The 18,512-nt window shown below is 68.2% G+C and carries 16 protein-coding genes; 7 read left to right on the plus strand and 9 right to left on the minus strand.

Features of this window, described 5'->3' with window-relative positions; translation table 11 throughout:
* Window positions 1–44 precede the first annotated feature (44 nt).
* From folC to J7J08_RS00285, 5 genes are all read left to right on the plus strand, one after another.
* Window positions 45–1,319, plus strand: coding sequence for a bifunctional tetrahydrofolate synthase/dihydrofolate synthase (gene folC, locus J7J08_RS00265; RefSeq protein ID WP_214900414.1), 1,275 nt, complete (start codon window positions 45–47; stop codon window positions 1,317–1,319).
* 101 nt (window positions 1,320–1,420) lie between these two features.
* Complete coding sequence (locus J7J08_RS00270; RefSeq protein ID WP_214900417.1) at window positions 1,421–2,431, plus strand: SPOR domain-containing protein; 1,011 nt, start codon at window positions 1,421–1,423, stop codon at window positions 2,429–2,431.
* A 15-nt stretch (window positions 2,432–2,446) separates the two neighbouring features.
* The gene (locus J7J08_RS00275; protein ID WP_214900418.1) at window positions 2,447–3,244 is read left to right on the plus strand and encodes a CvpA family protein; all 798 of its coding nucleotides are present in this window, start codon (window positions 2,447–2,449) and stop codon (window positions 3,242–3,244) included.
* Window positions 3,245–3,273: 29 nt separating this feature from the next.
* Window positions 3,274–4,740: an amidophosphoribosyltransferase gene (gene purF / locus J7J08_RS00280; protein WP_214900420.1), complete on the plus strand. Its 1,467-nt coding sequence runs from the start codon at window positions 3,274–3,276 to the stop codon at window positions 4,738–4,740.
* 72 nt (window positions 4,741–4,812) lie between these two features.
* Entirely contained in the window at window positions 4,813–5,652 is an 840-nt protein-coding gene (locus J7J08_RS00285; protein WP_214901534.1) for a ferritin-like domain-containing protein, read from the plus strand.
* A gap of 27 nt (window positions 5,653–5,679) precedes the next feature.
* Here J7J08_RS00285 and J7J08_RS00290 read toward each other — a convergent pair whose 3' ends face one another.
* The 9 genes from J7J08_RS00290 to J7J08_RS00330 all read right to left on the minus strand — a co-directional run bounded on the left by J7J08_RS00290 (window position 5,680) and on the right by J7J08_RS00330 (window position 17,639).
* Window positions 5,680–7,167, minus strand: a complete 1,488-nt coding sequence (locus J7J08_RS00290) for a DUF2235 domain-containing protein (protein WP_214900422.1) — start codon at window positions 7,165–7,167, stop codon at window positions 5,680–5,682.
* 65 nt (window positions 7,168–7,232) lie between these two features.
* Entirely contained in the window at window positions 7,233–7,979 is a 747-nt protein-coding gene (gene lpxH, locus J7J08_RS00295; protein WP_214900424.1) for a UDP-2,3-diacylglucosamine diphosphatase, read from the minus strand.
* A gap of 198 nt (window positions 7,980–8,177) precedes the next feature.
* A complete protein-coding gene (locus J7J08_RS00300; RefSeq protein ID WP_214900425.1) occupies window positions 8,178–8,717 on the minus strand; it encodes a phosphatase PAP2 family protein in 540 nt (179 codons plus the stop codon).
* Window positions 8,698–9,834, minus strand: coding sequence for a glycosyltransferase family 1 protein (locus J7J08_RS00305; RefSeq protein WP_214900426.1), 1,137 nt, complete (start codon window positions 9,832–9,834; stop codon window positions 8,698–8,700). The genes J7J08_RS00300 and J7J08_RS00305 overlap by 20 nt, the downstream gene beginning before the upstream one ends.
* Window positions 9,835–9,978: 144 nt before the next feature.
* Window positions 9,979–11,505 (minus strand): exopolyphosphatase, encoded by a 1,527-nt coding sequence (ppx, locus tag J7J08_RS00310; RefSeq protein WP_214900427.1) that lies wholly within the window; start codon window positions 11,503–11,505, stop codon window positions 9,979–9,981.
* A 57-nt stretch (window positions 11,506–11,562) separates the two neighbouring features.
* Window positions 11,563–13,644 (minus strand): polyphosphate kinase 1, encoded by a 2,082-nt coding sequence (ppk1, locus tag J7J08_RS00315; RefSeq protein WP_214900428.1) that lies wholly within the window; start codon window positions 13,642–13,644, stop codon window positions 11,563–11,565.
* Entirely contained in the window at window positions 13,641–14,981 is a 1,341-nt protein-coding gene (gene phoR / locus J7J08_RS00320) for a phosphate regulon sensor histidine kinase PhoR (protein ID WP_214900429.1), read from the minus strand. The genes ppk1 and phoR overlap by 4 nt, the downstream gene beginning before the upstream one ends.
* 48 nt (window positions 14,982–15,029) lie before the next feature.
* A complete protein-coding gene (gene phoB / locus J7J08_RS00325; protein WP_214900430.1) occupies window positions 15,030–15,719 on the minus strand; it encodes a phosphate regulon transcriptional regulator PhoB in 690 nt (229 codons plus the stop codon).
* Between the two features lie 228 nt (window positions 15,720–15,947).
* A complete protein-coding gene (locus J7J08_RS00330) occupies window positions 15,948–17,639 on the minus strand; it encodes a M48 family metalloprotease (RefSeq protein WP_214900438.1) in 1,692 nt (563 codons plus the stop codon).
* Window positions 17,640–17,696: 57 nt separating this feature from the next.
* On the opposite strand from J7J08_RS00330, the gene grxC reads away from it, so the two are divergent.
* Both grxC and J7J08_RS00340 read left to right on the plus strand, forming a co-directional pair.
* Window positions 17,697–17,996, plus strand: a complete 300-nt coding sequence (gene grxC, locus J7J08_RS00335) for a glutaredoxin 3 (protein ID WP_214900440.1) — start codon at window positions 17,697–17,699, stop codon at window positions 17,994–17,996.
* Window positions 17,993–18,385, plus strand: coding sequence for a carboxymuconolactone decarboxylase family protein (locus J7J08_RS00340; RefSeq protein ID WP_214900442.1), 393 nt, complete (start codon window positions 17,993–17,995; stop codon window positions 18,383–18,385). The genes grxC and J7J08_RS00340 overlap by 4 nt, the downstream gene beginning before the upstream one ends.
* The last annotated feature ends 127 nt before the right edge of the window (window positions 18,386–18,512 follow it).

The following is an 18,512-nucleotide window of genomic DNA, read 5'->3' on the forward strand; positions in this document are numbered from 1 at the left end:
CGCTACCTCGTTTTCATTGTTCCGCTATTACCACTTTTTTTGCCATGACGAACATCCGCCCGCGCTCATTTGCCGACTGGCTCACCTACATCGAGCAGCAGCACCCGGCCACCATCGACATGGGGCTGGAACGCGTGCGCGCCGTCGCCACCGCGATGGGCCTGGGCCAGCCTGCGCCGCACACCATCGTGGTCGGCGGCACCAACGGCAAGGGTTCCACCGTGGCCTTCATCGAGGCCATCGCGCGCGCGGCCGGCTGGAAGGTGGGCGCGTATACCTCGCCGCACCTGCTGCGCTACAACGAGCGGGTGCGCATCGACGGTGAAGAGGCCTCCGACGAGGCGCTCGTCGCCGCCTTCAATGTCATCGAAGGCGCACGCGGCAGCACCACGCTGACCTACTTCGAGTACGGCACGCTGGCCGCGCTGCACCTGTTCGCGCAGGCGGGGCTCGACCTGGCCGTGCTGGAAGTGGGGCTCGGCGGGCGCCTGGATGCGGTCAACATCGTCGATGCCGACGTCGCGGTGATCACCACCGTGGACATCGACCATGCCGACTGGCTGGGCGAGGACCGCGAAGCGATCGGCGTGGAAAAGGCCGGCATCATCCGTGGCTGGAAGCCCGTGATCCTGGGCGAGACCGATCCGCCGTCTAGCGTACTGGCGCGCGCCTACCTGCTGGGTGCCAACGCGATCCGGGGGGGCAGCGATTTCTTTGCCGACATCATCGATGGCCAGCACTGGGCCTGGCGTGACGTGGGCTTCCATATCGAATTGCCGATGCCGGCGCTGCGTGGCCCGATCCAGCTGCGCAATGCCGCTTCGGCCATTGCCGCACTACGCGCGCTGGACAAGCCGTTGCCGCGCGCGGCCATCGTCGATGGCGTCGCCCAGGCCCGCATCCGTGGCCGCCTGCAGGCATTCGAGCGCGATGGCGTGGAGGTGCTGGTCGACGTGGGCCACAATCCGCAGGCCGCCCGCGAGCTGGCCGCTGCATTGAAGGCAACGCCCATCGCCGGACGCACGGTGGCCGTGTTCGCCGCGCTGCAGGACAAGGATGCCGCCGGCGTCGTCGAGGCGCTGGCCGAGCGCGTCGATGGCTGGCACCTGGCCGGGCTGGAAGGGGCTCGTGCGCAGAGCGCGGCGGCGTTGCAGGCGCGCCTGTCCGGCACCGCCGCGGCCGACGTGCCCGCCCATGCCGATGTGGACACGGCGCTGCAGCAGGCGCTGTCGGCCGCCAAGGCCGGCGACCGCGTGCTGGTCTTCGGGTCCTTCCATACCGCCGCGCAGGCCTTGCTGTGGCTGGAAAGCGCCCGCTGAGCCGGGCAGCAAGCGACAACGTTCAGCCGTCTTCGACGCCGCACGCGCGCGCGCCCGTATAATCGCCGTGGCATTCCGCCGCGCCGCCCTGCCTGCCTTCCGTGGATACTCCTCTGAAACAGCGACTGATTGGTGCCATCGTCCTGGTGGCGTTGGCCGTGATTTTCCTGCCCATGCTGGTCAAGGGTCCTGCCCCTGACAGTGGCGTCGCCAATGTGCCGATCACGGCGCCGGACGCACCGGCCGACGGCCAGTTCCAGACCCGTGAACTGCCGCTGGTCGCCCCCACCGGTGGCGCCACCGGCCTGCAGAGCGGGGTGTCCACCACCCAGCCGCTGCAGCAGGACGCGGCCGCACCGGCTGAGACCGGCGTTGCCGATCCCTCGCCGGCCGTGGCCGCCGGCAACTACGCGGTCAGCTTTGGCGCCTACGGCAGCCAGGCCGACGCCAGCGCCGTGATCGCCTTCCTGAAGAAGGCCCAGCTGCCGGGCTTCAGCGAGCCAGCCACGATCAACGGCCGCCAGGCCTGGCGCGTGCGCGTGGGGCCGTACGCCGATCGCGCCCAGGCTGAAGCGGCACGCCTGGAAGCAGTGAAGGTACGCAACGACGTCAAGGCCGAAGTGGTGACCCTGGACGCGCGCGCCGACACTGCCGTGGCCGCCGCCCCGGCGCCGACCCGGGCTGCGTCCACGCCCTCCACCACCTCCAGTGCTGCCGCCGCGCCGGCCGCTGCCACGATCAAGACCGAAGCGCTGCCGCCCGAACCGGTGGCAGCGGTCAAGCCGGCGCCGAAGCCGGCGCCGGCCAAACCCGAACCGGCCGCCACCGCCGCTGCGGCCAAACCGGTGGCAGTGCCGACAGCACCGGCCGCCAGCAGTGTCGGCTTCGCCGTGCAGCTGGGCGCATTCGGCCAGGCGACCGAAGCCAACGCCTTGCGCGACAAGGTGCGCGCCGCGGGTTTCAGCGCCTTCGTGGAGCAGGTACGTACCGACAAGGGCACGCTCAACCGCGTGCGCGTCGGCCCGGTCGCCAACCGTGCCGAGGCGGAGAACCTCAAGGCCCAGGTTGCGTCCAAGGTCGGCGTGGCCGGCATGGTCCGGCCGCATCCCTGATGCGGCCGCCCGCACATGATTGATTTCGTGCTGCTGGCGGTGATCGGCATCTCGACCCTGCTCGGGGTGATGCGCGGTTTCGTCAGCATCATCATCAGCACCTTGTCGTGGCTGCTGGGCGGCTGGGCCGCGCTGATGTTCGGGCGCAGCGCCGCCGCCTGGTGGTCGGCCCCGGCCGCGCCGGGCACCGGGCACTACTTCGCCGGCTACCTGACCGTGTTCCTGCTGGTCATGGTCTCGGTCTGGGCGATCGGCCTGGTGATCCGCCAAGCCGTGCGTTCCACCAGCCTGAACGGCGCCGACCGCATGCTGGGCGGCGGCCTGGGCCTGGCCCGTGGCGGCCTGATTGCCTGTGCGCTGCTGTTGCTGGGCTCGTACACGCCGCTGACCCGCGAAGCGGCCTGGCGTGACTCGAACCTGCGCGCCATGCTCGACCCCGGCGTGGGCTGGATGCAGGCCAGGATGCCGCGCATGCCCGACCTGCCGCAGATGCCCAACCTGAAAGACATGCAGGGCCTGCAGGGCATGCCGATGGCATTGCCGGAGGTGAACATGGCGCAACTGCCCATCGGAGAGTTGGGCAAGCCGGGCGCGACAGGCGATAATGGCGTACTTGGCCAGTTGCTGGGTGGGCGCGGATGGCCGCGACCGCTGGATGAGACCCCGCAGCAGGCGGTGGACCCCGCCGATGTGTGGGCCAACCAGGCACGGCCAGGCTCCCCCCAGACCATCGACCCGGCGCTCGTGCGCCCGGACGACCCCGCTCCGGCACGGAACGGTTCCCCCGGCCAGGCACGGCCACCTTCACAGTAGATGGGCCCAGCCCAGCGGAGATTCGCACCATGTGTGGCATCGTCGGTATTGTCGGCAACCAGAACGTCGCCGGGCAGTTGTATGACGGCCTGACCGTCCTCCAGCATCGTGGCCAGGACGCGGCAGGCATCGCCACGGCCGATGGCACCCGGCTGCGCGTGCAGAAGGCCAACGGCCTGGTGCGCGACGTGTTCGACGCCAAGCGCATGTCCACCCTGGAAGGCCGCGTCGGGATCGCCCACGTGCGCTACCCGACCGCCGGTTCCGAAGGCATGGACGAAGCGCAGCCGTTCTACGTCAATTCGCCCTACGGCATCGCGCTGGCCCACAACGGCAACCTGATCAACACCGAGGCGCTGCGCCAGCAGGTGTTCGAACAGGACCGCCGCAACGTCAACACCGATTCGGACAGCGAAGTGCTGTTGAACGTGTTCGCCTTCGAACTGGACGCGCAGCGCCAGCTGACCCCGGAGGCGGCGATCCGCGCCGTGGCCGGCGTGCACCGCCGCTGCAAGGGCGGCTATGCGGTGATCAGCGTGGTGCTGGGCCTGGGCCTGGTCGCCTTCCGCGACCCGCACGGGATCCGCCCGCTGGTGCTGGGCAAGCGGGCCCATGCCGAGGGCGATGAATACATCGTGGCCTCCGAATCCTCGGCGCTGGACGTGCTGGGTTTCCAGCGCGTGCGCGACGTGCGCCCGGGCGAAGCGCTGGTGATCACCGCGCGTGGCGAACTGTTCTCCGAAGTGTGCGCCGAGCCGGCCGAGCACAGCCCGTGCATCTTCGAATACGTGTACTTCGCACGCCCCGATTCGATGATCGACAACGTGTCGGTGCACAAGGCGCGCATGCGCATGGGCATCAAGCTGGGCGAGAAGATCCTGCGCCTGCGCCCGGACCACGACATCGACACCATCATCCCGATCCCGGATACCTCGCGCGACGCCGCGCTGGAAATCTCCAACGTGCTCGGGGTGAAGTACCGCGAAGGCTTCATCAAGAACCGCTACATCGGTCGTACCTTCATCATGCCGGGGCAGGGCGAGCGGGTGAAATCGGTGCGCCGCAAGCTCAACCCGATCCACCTGGAGTTCCGCAACCGCGTGGTACTGCTGGTGGACGATTCGATCGTGCGCGGCACCACCAGTCAGCAGATCGTGCAGATGGCGCGCGACGCCGGTGCGCGCAAGGTGTACCTGGCCAGCGCGGCACCGCCGGTGCGTTACCCCAACATCTATGGCATCGACATGCCGGCGGCCGAAGAGCTGGTGGCGCACAACCGCAGCGTGGAAGAAATCGAGGCGCACCTGGGGTGCGACTGGTTGATCTACCAGGACATCGAGGACATGGAAGCGGCGGTGCGCGAAGGCAACCCCGAGCTGAAGTCGTTCGATTCCTCGTGCTTCAACGGCGTCTACCCGACCGGTATCGAGCCGGGCTATTTCGAACGCATCCAGCAGCTGCGTTCGGACGATGCCAAGCACAAGCGCCGCGCCTGAGGCCTGCCGGTGAGCGCGACGTTGCCGCAGGATGAAGCGGCCGGTGACCTGCTGCGCGCCGCGCAGCAGTGCATGGCCGAAGCGGATCCGCTGCGCAAGGTCGCGCTGACCCGGCATTACGCTGCGCAGTACCGCGCCGGGCAGTTGAAGGTGCGTCCGGATGCACCGCCGCCGGAGCCGATCCGCATGCCGGGGCGGCCGCCGCAGTTGCAGCTGGTCCACCCGCGGGATGTGCCGCGGCGCGGGTTGGGCAATGCGGAAGGGCGCGCGGCGTTCATCCACGCGATCGCGCATATCGAACTCAATGCAATCGACCTGGCGTGGGATGCGGTGTACCGCTTCCGCGGGTTGCCGGCGTCGTTCCATGCTGACTGGGTAGGGGTGGCCGATGATGAGTCGAGGCACTTCCTGCTGCTGCACGGACGCCTGCAGGCCCACGGCCACGACTACGGCGATTTCGCCGCGCACAACGGGCTGTGGGAAATGTGCGAGAAGACGGCGCACGATGGTCTGTCGCGGATGGCGTTGGTGCCGCGCGTGCTTGAAGCGCGCGGGCTGGATGTCACGCCGGGGATGATCACCAAGCTGCGCTCGGCCAACGATCATGCGACGGCCGATGTGCTGGAGATCATCCTGCGCGAAGAAGTCGCGCACGTTGCCGCAGGCACGCGCTGGTACTGCGAACGCGCCGGCGTTGAGCCGCGCGCACGCTTCATCGCACTGTTGAAGGAATACGCCAACGGCTTCCTGTATGGCCCGTTCAATCTCGAAGCGCGCCTGTTGGCCGGCTTCGAGCAGGACGAGCTGGCAGACCTGATCGAGCAGGCGGGTCGGTGCGGCCCCCATCGCGGTAGGGTCGAATCCCAATCGACTGCCGATACCGGTGAAACACGCGATGGCGCATGGAAATGAACCAGATCGCCGCAACGCGAAACGCCGTTACACGTTCCGCAACACCACGCGCTTCCCGTCTTCCGTTGGCCGGTTGATGTAAAACAACCCCGGCCCCGGCCGGTACGGCAATTCGCGCGTTGCATCATCGGCGGCATACAACAACGCGGTGTCGCCGAGCGCATCGAAATTCCAATGCGCCGATTGCATCAGGTAGCGCTGTCGCAGCAGTAATTCCTGCGCTGCATCGAGTGCTTGGCCTGCCACCAGGCGCGCCGCGATCGGCTGCAGCTCGTCAGGCACCGCCATCGCCGGATCCGCATCTGGCGTGCGTGCCCACATCACACCTGCGGCCGCCGCGCGCTGATGGATCAGCCGCAGTGCCACCAGCTGGTAGCGCCAGTCGATCTCGCGTTTCAGCACCACCGCTGCGTGTGCGAACAGCACCCACTGTGGCAGTACGCTGTCGCTGCCAGCCACGCGCAGCTGCTGCCAGCGATGCCATACATCGACCCAGACGTTGTGTTCGCCCAGGCCCAGTGCGGCTTGCCATTGCCGGCAGGCGGCCTGCGCGCGAACGTAAACCTCGGTGCTGCGCAGCAGCGCCAGCGGCGGGGTGGCGGTGTCGGGCACGTCGTGCCTGCGAATGCGCTGGCCCTGCGGGCGGGTCAGCAGCTTGGGTCCTTCGATGCGCTGGTCGTAACCACCGCCGATGTTGGCGTGCACGCCGGGCAGTGCGATTTCTTCATACTCGGGCGCAACAGTCGTCAGTGCGAAGTAATGCCGGTGTTCGTCGCGCGCCACGACCTGCACCACCTTGTCGGCGCAGCCCGCTGCCAGTTTGATCTCGGGTAGTTCATCGCGCTGTCGCGCATCGATGGCCACCACGGTGTCAAACAGGCCAACGAAGCGCACCGGACGGATCGCAGGTGCCGACGCCAGCGTCCAGCCAGTACGACGCAGCTGCTCCTGCAGCCAGAGTCGCCCATCGGCTGCGTTGAGCCGGTTGATCGCATCGCGCGCCGAGGCCGCGCCGCGCGAGAAGCCGAACAGGTCCAGGCGAACCTCGGTCAGCAGGTGCGGCGGCAGGGTGCGTGCCAGCGCCCGCAGCGCCTCGGGCAGGCGTACATCGAGCGCGCCGTGGACCTTCGCCTTCACCCCACTGGGCCCGATGCCGAACGCCAGACCCATCAGGTCGTCTTCCTTGCCGGTGCGGGTACCGGCCCCTTCGATGTAGATCGCCAGCGACTGCCGGCCCGGAACCGGCGGTACGGTCCGCCGGTGGTCGGGGTAGAGCGCGTGCAGCCGCGCGATGTTGGTCAGCCCGTTGTTGAAACTGCTGGTCAGGCGGCTCTGGTAGGGTGAGGCATCGTCGGCCAGCACTGCCGGTGCGGGGCGGCGTGGTGTCGGCGTGGTGCTGCCGGGCGGGCGCGCGGCATGCAGCAGGTTGTCCGCGTTGTTGCGCGTGCCGTCGAAAAACAGGCCGATCTGCAGCGTCACCGGCACTATGTTGGTCGGAGTGAGCTGCCCTGCCATGACCCCGGTTCCCTTGTCGATGCGCGTTCAAGGTAGCGCGAAACCGAGGCCGATTCACTACCTGGTCATTCCCGCGCCAGCGACTCCAGCGTCCAGCCCTGCGGGGTGACACGCAGCACCGACCCCTGCTCGTACCAGTCGCCCAGAACGATGCGCGTACAGGTGCGGCCACCGGCCTGCAGGCTGTGGATGGCCGGACGATGGGTATGGCCATGGATCATCGTGTCAACGCCGTGGCGAACGAACGTGGCGCTGACCTCGTCCGGCGCGACATCGGTGACCGTCTCGAACGTGGCGCGGTCGCCCTGTTTCATTTCCGCCTGGCGTGCCTGGCTGGCATCGCGCGCCTTCTGCGCGAAGGCGATGCGTGCGGCCAGCGGCTGCGCCAGGAACTGGGCCTGGAACACCGGGTCGCGGGTCTGCGCGCGGAACTGCTGGTAGGCCACGTCATCGGTACACAGCAGGTCGCCGTGCTGCAGCAGCACCGGCGTGCCGTACAGGTCGATCACGCTCGGGTCGGGCAGGATGCGGAAGCCGGCGCGGCGGGCGTAGTCCTCGCCCACCAGGAAATCGCGGTTGCCGCGGATGAAGTACACCGGCACGCCAGCGGCAACGACCGCCTTGAGCGCATCGGCTACCGCATCGGCGGCGGGCGCGGGGGTGTCATCGCCGATCCAGGCCTCGAACAGGTCGCCCAGGATGTACAGGGCATCGGCCTGCATCGCCTCGCGGCGCAGGAAATCCAGGAACAGATCGGTAATGGCTGGACGGCTCGGGTCCAGGTGCAGGTCGGAGATGAACAGCGTGGTCATGCCCGCATTGTATTCGGTTCGTCCGGAGACCGCGTGGACACGCATGGCGTGTCCCAACGCATCGGGCACCCCGTGCCCCATCCCGCGCGCGCCCATCCCGGGCGACCAAGGATCGTAGTGACACGCCATGCGTGTCAAAGCCATGATCCTGTGCACGTAAACCGCCATGCGTGTCCCACCGGTACCCGCAGAAAACCATCACACCGGCAGGGGCAACCATTGCAGGCTGGCGCCTGCCAACGCCGTGGCAATCGCCGTTGCCGCCAGCACATCGGTCGGATAATGCAGTCCCAACACCACCCGCGACACCCCGACCGCCATCGCGAACGGCACCAGCACCGGGGCCAGCCACGGGTAATAGGCCAAGGCCACGATGGTGAACGACACCGCATGCAGGGTGTGCCCGGACGGGAAGCTGAATTCGTCCAGCGGCGCCACCCAGGCGCGGATGCGCAGGTCCGCCGCATACGGGCGCGGGCGCCGCGTCCAGCGCTTCAGGCCCTTGTACAGCAGCAGCGCCATCAACCCGGTGGCGGCCATGTGCAGCGACGCGCGCAGGCCATCGAAGCCATCCAGCAGCACCAGCGCGCCCATCAGCGCATACCAGAACACGCCATCGCCCAGCCGGCTGACCACGGAGAACGCGCGGCGCACGCGGCGGTGCCGGCAGTAGTGATTGGCGCGCCGGCACCAACGGGTTTCGCGCCCGCGCAAGGCATCAAGCGGCGTGGTCCGCATGGGCCCTCCGGGCATTGGCCAGTTCGGCAAGCAGGGTGTCGAATTCGGCGACTACCTGCTGCGGGTGCAGGCGTTTCATCGCCACGGCCGCATTGCGGCCCAACCGCTCGCGCGCCGCGTCGTCGCCGGCCAGGCGCACCGCCGCATCAATGAAGGCGGTGTCATCGTCCACGGCCACCCCGTTGTCATCGGTGCGCAGGTGCTCGCGTGCCGCGCCGTAGTCGAACGCCACGGTGGTCACGCCGCTTGCCATCGCTTCAAGCGTGACATTGCCGAACGTCTCGCTGCGGCTGGGGAACAGGAACAGGTCGCCGCTGGCGAAGTGGCGGGCCAGCGCATCGCCGCGCTGTACGCCACAGAAGATGAAATCCGGGTTCTCATGGGCCAGTTTTTCGCGTGCCGGGCCATCGCCCACCCACACGAAACGCGCCTTGGGCCGCACCTGCTGCAGCCGGCGGAATGCTTTCACCGCCAGTGCCAGGTTCTTCTCGGCGGCGATACGGCCCACGTAGATTGCCGCGAAACCGGTGCCGTCGATGCCCCATTCCTCGCGCAGTGCCGGGTCGCGCCGCAGGGGTTCGAACTGGCTGCTGTCCACCGCGCGCGCCAGCAGGCGCACGCGGTCGAAGCCCTGGCCGCTGAGGAACTGCTGCAACTCCTGGGTGGGTACCAGGGTGGCATCGGCCTGGTTGTGGAAGCGGCGCATCCAGCGCAGGGCGGCGGCCTGCAGCCAGGCCACGCCGTAGTCGGGCAGGTATTCGTCGAAGCGGGTGTGGAAGCCGGTGGCCACCGGGATGCCCAGGCGCCGCGCGGTGCGCAGCGCCGACCAGCCCAGCGGGCCTTCGGTGGCGATGTAGATGGCATCCGGGCGCTGCTGCTGCCACTGCCGAGCCAGCCGCTTGGGTGCAGGCAGGCCGAAGCGCAGGCCGGGGTAGCGGGGCAGCCCGGCGCCCTGCACCAGCAGCGCGCCACCGGCGTCCATCTCGTCGGCCTGGCGCGGGCGGACCAGGTCCACTGCATGCCCGGCCGCGCGCAGTCCCTGTTGCAGCCCCTGCACGGTCAGGGCAACGCCGTTGACTTCGGGGGGGTACGTTTCAGTGACGATGGCATAGCGCATGGCGGGCCTCCGGTTTGCACGCATGCTAGGGGCTGGCGATGTAGCCGACATGACGCAGGTATGACGCCGGGATGACGCCGCCCCCGGGCACAAACGAACACGGCCCCGAAGGGCCGTCGCGGTGGACCGGGCAGGCGCGGCGGCTCAGGCCACGAAGGGGCGGAACTGCACGCCAAGCCCGGCCATGCCATCGGTTTCGCCGATCAGGTCGGCGCGCAGCAGCGGGCGGGCATCGATATAGGCCTGCGGCAGGATCAGCGACAGGCGGCTGTCGTCGGCGCTGACTTCCAGCGGCGGTACGGGGGTATCTTCATGGGCACGGTTGAGCAGCACCGCCAGGCGCAGCAGGGCGGTCATGCGCCGGGCTGGCAGCAGCAGGCGCTCGGGCAGGGCCTCGAACGCGGATTTGGAGACATTGCGGCGATGGCTGCGCACCAATGCGGCCAGCAGTTGCTGTTCCTGGCGCGAGAAGCCGGCTATGTCCGAGTTCTCCAGCACATAGCTGCCGTGCACGTGGTACCCGCTGTGGGCGATCATCAGCCCCAGCTCATGCAGGCGCGCGGCCCAGCCGAGCATCCGGGCATCGTCCGGGTCCAGCGTCCAGCTGCCTTCGACCTGGGCGAACAGGTCCAGCGCGGTGTGCTGCACGCGTTCGGCCTGGACGGTATCGATGCCGTATCGCAGGGTCAGCGCGTCGACCGATTCGTCGCGCAGGTCGTTCTCGCTGGCGCGGCCGAGGATGTCGTAGAGGATGCCCTCGCGCATGGCTGCCTTGCTGACCAGCAATTTCTGCAGGCCCAGCGCCTGGAACGCCGCTTCCAGCACCAGGATGCCGCCAGCGATGATCGGGCGCCGGTCCGGCGACAGGCCCGGCAGGTCGATATCCTCGATGCGCTTGGCCTTGAGCAGCTCGTCGCGCAGCTGCGGCAGTGCTTCGGCAGTGATCGCGCCCTTGCTCAGCTTCATGGTGGCGCAGATCTCGCTGATCGCCTTGTGCGTGCCCGACGAGCCCAGTGCCTCGTGCCAGCCCAATGAACGGTACTTGGTGGCGAACTGCTGGAACTCGGCGCCGATTTCGGTCAGCGCGTCCTTCCAGCGCCGCTTGCTCAGCTTGCCACCCGGGAAGAAGCGTCGCGTGCTGGCGATGCAACCGGCCTGCAGGCTTTCGCGTTCCAGGGTCTGCATGCCCTGGCCGATGATGAACTCGGTGGAGCCGCCCCCGATATCGATCACCAGCCGGCGCTGGTCGGGCTTGGGCGGCTGCGCGTGGGCCACGCCCAGGTAGATCAGGCGGGCCTCTTCGCGCCCGCTGACCACTTCAATGGCATGCCCCAGCGCGGTTTCGGCCGGCATCAGGAAGGCCTGCGGCGAACGCAGCTGGCGCACGGTGTTGGTGGCCAACGCGCGCACGCGCACCGACGGAATGCCGCGGATGCGCTGGCCGAAACGGGCCAGGCACTCGAGCGCGCGCTGGCGCGCCTCCGCCGACAGGCCACCCATGCCATCCAGGCCATCGGCCATGCGCACGGTTTCCCGCAGGCGGTCGACCACACGCAGCTGGCCGAGCGTGTAGCGCGCGATCACCATGTGGAAACTGTTGGATCCCAGGTCGATGGCGGCGAGCAGGTCGCCATCCTGCAGGGCGGGCGGAGTCGTGGAGTTCTGCGGCATGGGCGAATGGTAGCCGAAGCGGGGTTGCGCTCGTCACCGCAAAACGTTCACATCCCCCTACAGACCCCGCATCAACGCCATCTGTGCCGAATGCGGGGGTTCGCCATGGCCGGGCACGCACTTGCGATACTCGCCGTTGGCCTGCAGTTCCCAGGCGTTGAGGTTGTCGTCCAGGTAGTTCTGCAGCACGTCTCGGTAGACCTTGCGGGCCAGCTCCGGGTCCAGGATCGGGAAGCAGGTTTCCACCCGGCGCAGCAGGTTGCGCTCCAGCCAATCGGCGCTGGCGCAGTACAGCTCGGACGCGCCGTCGTTGCCGAACCAGTACACCCGGCTGTGCTCGAGGAAACGGCCCACGATCGAGCGTACCCGGATGTTGTCCGACACCCCGGGTACGCCTGGGCGCAGCGTGCACGCACCGCGCACGATCAGGTCGATCTGCACGCCGGCCTGTGATGCGGCATACAGCGCACGCACCACCTGCGGTTCGTTGAGGGCGTTCATCTTGGCGATGATCCGCCCCGGGCGGCCATCGCGGGCCAGGTGCATCTCGCGCTCGATCCGCTGCAGCAGCCCATCGTGCAGGGTGAACGGCGACTGCAGCAGGCGCTTCAGGCGCGTGCGCGGGGCCAGCCCGGACAGCTGCTGGAACAGCAGGTGCACGTCGTTGCCGATGTCCGCGTCAGCGGTGATCAGGCTGAGGTCGGTGTAGGCCCGCGCGGTGCCGCTGTGGTAATTGCCGGTGCCCAGGTGCACGTAGCGGCGCAGCTTGCGGCCTTCGCGGCGCACGATCAGCAGCATCTTGGCGTGGGTCTTGTAGCCCACCACGCCATACACCACCTGCACGCCGGCCTCCTGCAGGCGGTCGGCCAGGCCCAGGTTGGCTTCTTCGTCGAAGCGTGCGCGCAGCTCCACCACCACGGTGACATCCTTGCCGTTGCGTGCCGCCTGGATCAGTGCATCGACGATCAGCGAATCCTTGCCGGTGCGGTACAGGGTCTGCTTGATCGCCAGTACGTTGGGATCCACCGCGGCCTGCCTGATCAGGTCGAGCACGGCGGTGAACGCGTCGAACGGGTGGTGCAGCAGCACGTCCCTGCGTGCCACGACCTCGAAGATGCCGTCGCTGTCGCGCAGCGTGCGCGGGTTCATCGGCGGGTACTTCAGCTCCGGTCGCGCCAGCAGGTCGTACAGCTGGATCACCCGGTTGAGGTTGACCGGGCCGTCGATGCGGTACACCGCGTTCTCGGTCAGGCCGAAGTTCTGCAGCAGGGTGCGCACGATGTCACGCGGGCAGTCCTGCGCGATCTCCAGCCGCACCGCCGGCCGGTAGCCGCGGTCGACCAGCTCGTCGCGCAGCGCAAGCGCCAGGTTCTCCACTTCTTCCTCGTCCACCACCAGCTCGGAATTGCGGGTCACCCGGAACTGGTAGGCGCCCTGGACTTCCATGCCCGGGAACAGCTCGCCGACGAACGTGGACAGTACCGAGGACAGGAACACGAACGTCTGCGGGCCGCCCAGTGTCTGCGGCAGCTGGATGATGCGTGGCAGCGAACGCGGCGCGCGCACGATCGCCAGGTGACCGGCACGGCCGAACGCATCGGTGCCCTTGAGCACCACCACGATGTTCAGCGATTTGTTGAGGATCTTCGGGAACGGGTGCGACGGATCCAGGCCCAGCGGCGACAGCACCGGCATGATCTCGTTGCGGAAGTAGGCGCGCAGCCAGCGCTTCTGGCGGTGGTTCCAGGAGTGCCGGCCCAGCACGTCGACGCCGGCCTCGTGCAGCGCCGGGCGCAGCGTCTCGTTCCAGCAGCGGTACTGCTGGTCCACCAGCTCGGCGGCGCGGTCATGGATGGCGTTGAGGATGGTCTGCGGGGTCATGCCGTCCGGCGCCGGCGGCAGGCCGAATTCCTGCGCGTGGCGCACCGCGGCGGCGCGGATTTCGAAGAACTCGTCCAGGTTGGTGCAGGAGATGCACATGAAGCGCAGCCGCTCCAGCACCGGTACCTGGGGGTCCATCGCCTGGGCCAGCACGCGGAAGTTGAAATCCAGCTGCGACAGCTCGCGGTTGATGTACAGGGCCGGGTCGCGCAGCGGATCGGTTTCCGCCGGCACGGCGATGGGAACAAGGGTGCTCATGCGGAGGAGTCTTCTGCAGAGGAAAGGGTGGCAACGTCGGTGCGCTCGCGCACGTGGTCGGCGTCGAAGTGGCATGAGAACACACTGCCCTTGCCGACCTCGCTCTGTATCTCCAGGCGCGCGTGGTGCAGGCCCAGGATGTGCTTGACGATCGACAGGCCCAGCCCGGTGCCGCCGCTTTCGCGCGAGCGGCTGCTGGAGACGCGGTAGAAACGTTCGGTCAGGCGCGGCAGGTGGGTGGCGGGAATGCCGTAGCCGGTGTCACGCACCGCCAGCACCACGCCCTGGCCTTCGCGGGCCAGCTCCACCTCGACCCGGCCACCGGCCGGGGTGTAGCGCACCGCGTTGGTGACCAGGTTGGAGAAGGCGCTGTGCAGTTCCTTGTTGGACCCCTGCAGGTCCACCCCGGCGCTGTCGATCACGTTGATCTGGTGGCGGCCCTGGCTGTGCGCTTCGGCTTCGCGGCGCAGCGTGGCCAGCATCGGTGCCATCGCCACGGTTTCTTCCTCGGTATGTTCCTGCGACTCCAGCCGCGACAGGGTCAGCAGGTCTTCAACCAGCTGCGCCATGCGCTGCGACTGTTTGCGCATTTCCTCCAGCATCGGGCCGGTGCCGGGGAAATCCTCCGGCTCCATCATGTCCAGGTAGCCGTGCACCACGGTCAGCGGGGTGCGCAGCTCGTGCGAGACGTTGGCCACGAAGTCACGGCGGACCTGTTCCAGCCGCAGCAGCTTGCTCACATCGCGTGCGATCAGCAGCCAGTAGTCGGGCGAATAGGGAATCAGCCGCAGGTTCAACCGGATCGCCGGGTCGACCGGCGAGGGCACGTCGAGGATCGGTTCGGCATTGCGGCCGCCGGCCAGCCAATGGGCAAGGGGCATCGGTTGCAGGCGCGTGACCAGCGCTTCGCCAAGATCGCCGGGGTGGTGCAGGCCCAGCAGCGTGGTGGCCGATTCGTTGAACCATTGCACGCGCTGGCTGTTGCGGTCGACCACCACCACGGCATCGGGCAGTGCGGCCGCGGCGGCGCGGTAACTGCGCAGCATGTCGAGCAGGCGCCGCTTGCGCGTGCGCATTTCCAGCTGGTTGCGGTACAGCAGGTGGTCCAGTTCGTTCCAGACGCCGTTGCCGCCGCTCATGTCCCAGCGCTGGCGCGCGGTGAGCCTGCGCAGCACCTTGCGCAGCCGCCAGTAGTGCCAGGCCAGCGCGCCGATGGACGCCAGTGCGATGCACATCCACACATGCCCGATGGCAAGGCCCACCAGGCCGGCCGCGAGCAGCAGCACCGCGAGGGCGGCAAGGGTTTTCAACCAGGCGGAGCGGATGTGGCGCGGCATTGCGGTCTCATTGAAAATGCGTAGAGCGGGGCTCTGCCCCGCTGACGTTCAAAGCGAGGTAGAGAACCGGTAGCCGGCACCGCGCACGGTCTGCACCATGTTCTCGGCGCCGAAGGGTTCCAGCGTCTTGCGCAGGCGGCGGATGTGCACGTCGATGGTGCGCTCCTCCACGTACACGCTGCCGCCCCACACATGGTCCAGCAACTGGGTGCGGGTGTACACGCGTTCGGGGTGGGTCATGAAGAAGTGCAGCAGGCGGTACTCGGTCGGACCGATCGGCACCGGCTGGTCACCGGCGAACACCCGGTGCGCGGCACCGTCGATCCGGATCTTGCCGACCGCCACGCTGCCATCTTCATCATCGTCGCGCGCCCGGCGCATCACCGCGCGGATCCGGGCCAGCAGCTCGCGTGCCGAGAACGGCTTGACCACGTAGTCATCGACCCCGGCTTCGAGCCCGCCGACGCGGTCATTCTCTTCGCCGCGCGCGGTCAGCATGATGATCGGCACCTCGCGGGTGAGGGCCTCCTTGCGCCAGCGCCGGGCCAGGTCCAGCCCGCTGGTGCCCGGCAACATCCAATCCAGCAGGATCAGGTCCGGCACGCGGTCGGCGATTGCCGTCTGCGCTTCGCGGGCGTCACCGGCGTGGATCGGGTCGTAGTCACCCTTGCGCAGGGCAAAGGCGACCATTTCGCGGATCGCGGGTTCGTCATCGACGATCAGGATGCGTTTCTGCACGTGCCCACCGTATTGCTCATCAGACCGGGATTGAGCCCAGTAGACTACGGTTTCATGACACGTTTGTGACTATGTCGCCGGCGGGTTCCCTGGAGTGTCGTCTTCATGTCATCTCCCCCCAGCGCCTGGGCCGGCCAACGGCCGGCGCTACCGATGATTGCGGGTGCGTAGCACAGGGGGTAGCGCCGGCCGTTGGCCGGCCCAGGCGGTGCCAGGCCGCACGTACCCTCACCGCCGCTCGAGCTCAGGGTCATCGATGCCTTGCCGACGCATTTCCAGCACCAGCGGGGTGATGGTCTCGATCCGGGCGTCCACCCGGGCCCGGCCCACGTAGTCCAGCGCGGGCTGCTTCTTCAGCGCCTGCAGCTGCATCAGCGCCTGTTCCGGCCGGCCGTTCAGGAACGCGGCCTCGGCATAGGCCTCGCTGGCACGCAGGGTGTCGCCGGCCAGCTCGCTGGCGCGGGCGTAGCGTTGCTGGAACACCGGATCATTGCCACTTTGCGACAGCAGCGGGCGCAGCATCGCCTGGGCGCGCTGGCCGGCCTCGCGCCCGCCCTGTTCGTTCAGGATCTCGGCGTAGGTCAGCGCCACCGGGCGGCTGCCGGGGTGCTGGCGCAGCAGGGCGTCGAAGCGGGCATTGGCCTGGGCCGGCTGGCCCGAGCGCGACTCGGACTCGGCCAGCGCCAAGGCCACCCAGAGGCTGTCCGGGTGGTCCTTGAGCAGCTCGGTGAGGTCGCGCCGGGCCTCGGCCGCGCCGCTGTTGCGCAGGCGGGCCAGGGCCAGCCCATAGCGCTGGGCATCGTTCAGGCCGCTCTTCTGCGCGCGCTGCAGGTTCTGGTACTCGGTGGCCAGCTCGCCCGGGGTGTCGGCGCTGAGCACGCGCAGGCGTTCGCGCGCCCACTCGAACTGGCCGGTGCCGCCCCGGCTGAGCGAATTCACCGAGATCTGCATCGAGGCTGGCAGCAGCGGGTTGGTGCGGCGGACCAGCGGGTCGGACAGGGCCGGGTCGGCCGGGTCCACCCGTTCCTGGCGTACCCCGCCGGGCACCTCGGTGGTGAGCAGCACCGTGTCTTTCTTCATCTGCTCGGTGCGGGCCTTGGCTTCGCTGATGCGGGTGGTGTTGACCGGGTGGGTCTGCAGGAAATCCGGTACCGAATACCCACCGGCATTGCCTCGCATCGAAGCGGACATGCGTTCGAAGAAACCGGCCATCGCATCCACGTCGTAGCCGCTGCGGGCCAGGGTGCGGATGCCCAGGCGGTCGGCTTCGGATTCATTGCTGCGCGTGTAGTTGATCTGGCGCTGCTGCATCAGCCCCATGCCGGAGGTGATCGCGGCCATGGTCGCATCGCCCGACGAGTTGCCGCCGGCCTGCTGCGCGGCCACCACGGCGGCCAGCATGCCCAGCAGGATCGGGATCTGGTCGCGCTGGGCTCGTTCCACCCCGCGCAGCACGTGCTGCTGGGTAACGTGGGCGATTTCGTGGGACAGCACTGCCGCCACCTCGTCTTCGCGCTCGGCGGTCAACACCAGCCCGGCGTTGACCCCCACGTAGCCGCCCAGGGTGGCGAAGGCGTTGATCTGCCGGTCCCTGAGCATGAAGAACGTATAGGACTGGCGCGGCTGGGCGCTGTTGGATCCGAGCCGGGCGCCCATGGTCTGCAGCCAGTCGTCCACCAGCGGGTCATCCAGCAGGAAGCCGTAGTTGCGCAGCTCGCGCAGCATCATGCCGCCGTACTCGGCCTGGCGCGCCGGGGTCAGCAGTTCACCGGCCGACGAACCGATGTCCGGCAGCTTGCTGTCCTGGGCCGATGCCAACGGCGCGGCCAAGGCCAGGGTCAACGCGGCAGAGAGCAGCAAAGGGCGCAAACAGGAACTCCTGGGGGCTGCGGGTGATCCGCAGTGTTGCGGTGATGACATGGAAAATCCAGCGCAGGGCTACCATATACAGACACTCGTTCCGCTGTGGAGTTTCCCGTGAGCCAAGATGTCGCTTCCAACCCGGGTGGGAAGCCGCCCATCACCATCTATTCCACCGCCGTGTGCCCGTACTGCGTGGCGGCCAAGAACTTCCTGAAGAGCAAGGGCGAGAGCTGGACCGAGGTCCGCATCGACCTGGACCCGGTGGAGCGCGAAAAGATGATGGCCAAGACCCGCCGCACCAGCGTGCCGCAGATCTTCGTCGGTGAAGTCCACGTGGGTGGGTACGATGACATGATCGCCCTGCACCAGGCCGGAAAGCTTGAGCCGCTGCTGAACGGGCAGGGCCAGGCATGAGCGCGTCGGACGACGGCAGTAAAGACCGGATCGCCGAGTTCACCGAGTTCCGCCAGCGCATGAACCAGCGCATCCTGGGCGAGCCCAACCAGGTGGTGCGGCGCTTCTTCGCGCTCGACACCCAGACCTACCAGGCCGGCGCGCTGGATGTGAAGACCAAGGAACTGCTGGGCCTGGTCGCCTCGATGGTGCTGCGCTGCGACGACTGCATCAGCTACCACGTGGCCCAGTGCAAGGACGCCGGGGTGACCCGTGAAGAGTTCTTCGAGACCTTCTCGGTGGGCCTGGTGGTCGGCGGCTCCATCGTCATTCCGCACCTGCGCCGGGCCGTGGATTTCCTGGACCAGCTGGAAGGCGGCGCCGAGGCCCCGGCCGTTCACGAACATTGATACCCGGTAGCGCCGGCCGTTGGCCGGCCCAGGCGATCCGTGGGCCGGCCAACGGCCGGCGCTACCTTGGTCTATTTGGGGTCCGGGGACTGGCTAAGGCATAATTGCGGGTGAAACTTCCCTTGCG

This window comes from Stenotrophomonas sp. ISL-67 (genome assembly GCF_018612915.1).
GTDB lineage: Bacteria > Pseudomonadota > Gammaproteobacteria > Xanthomonadales > Xanthomonadaceae > Stenotrophomonas.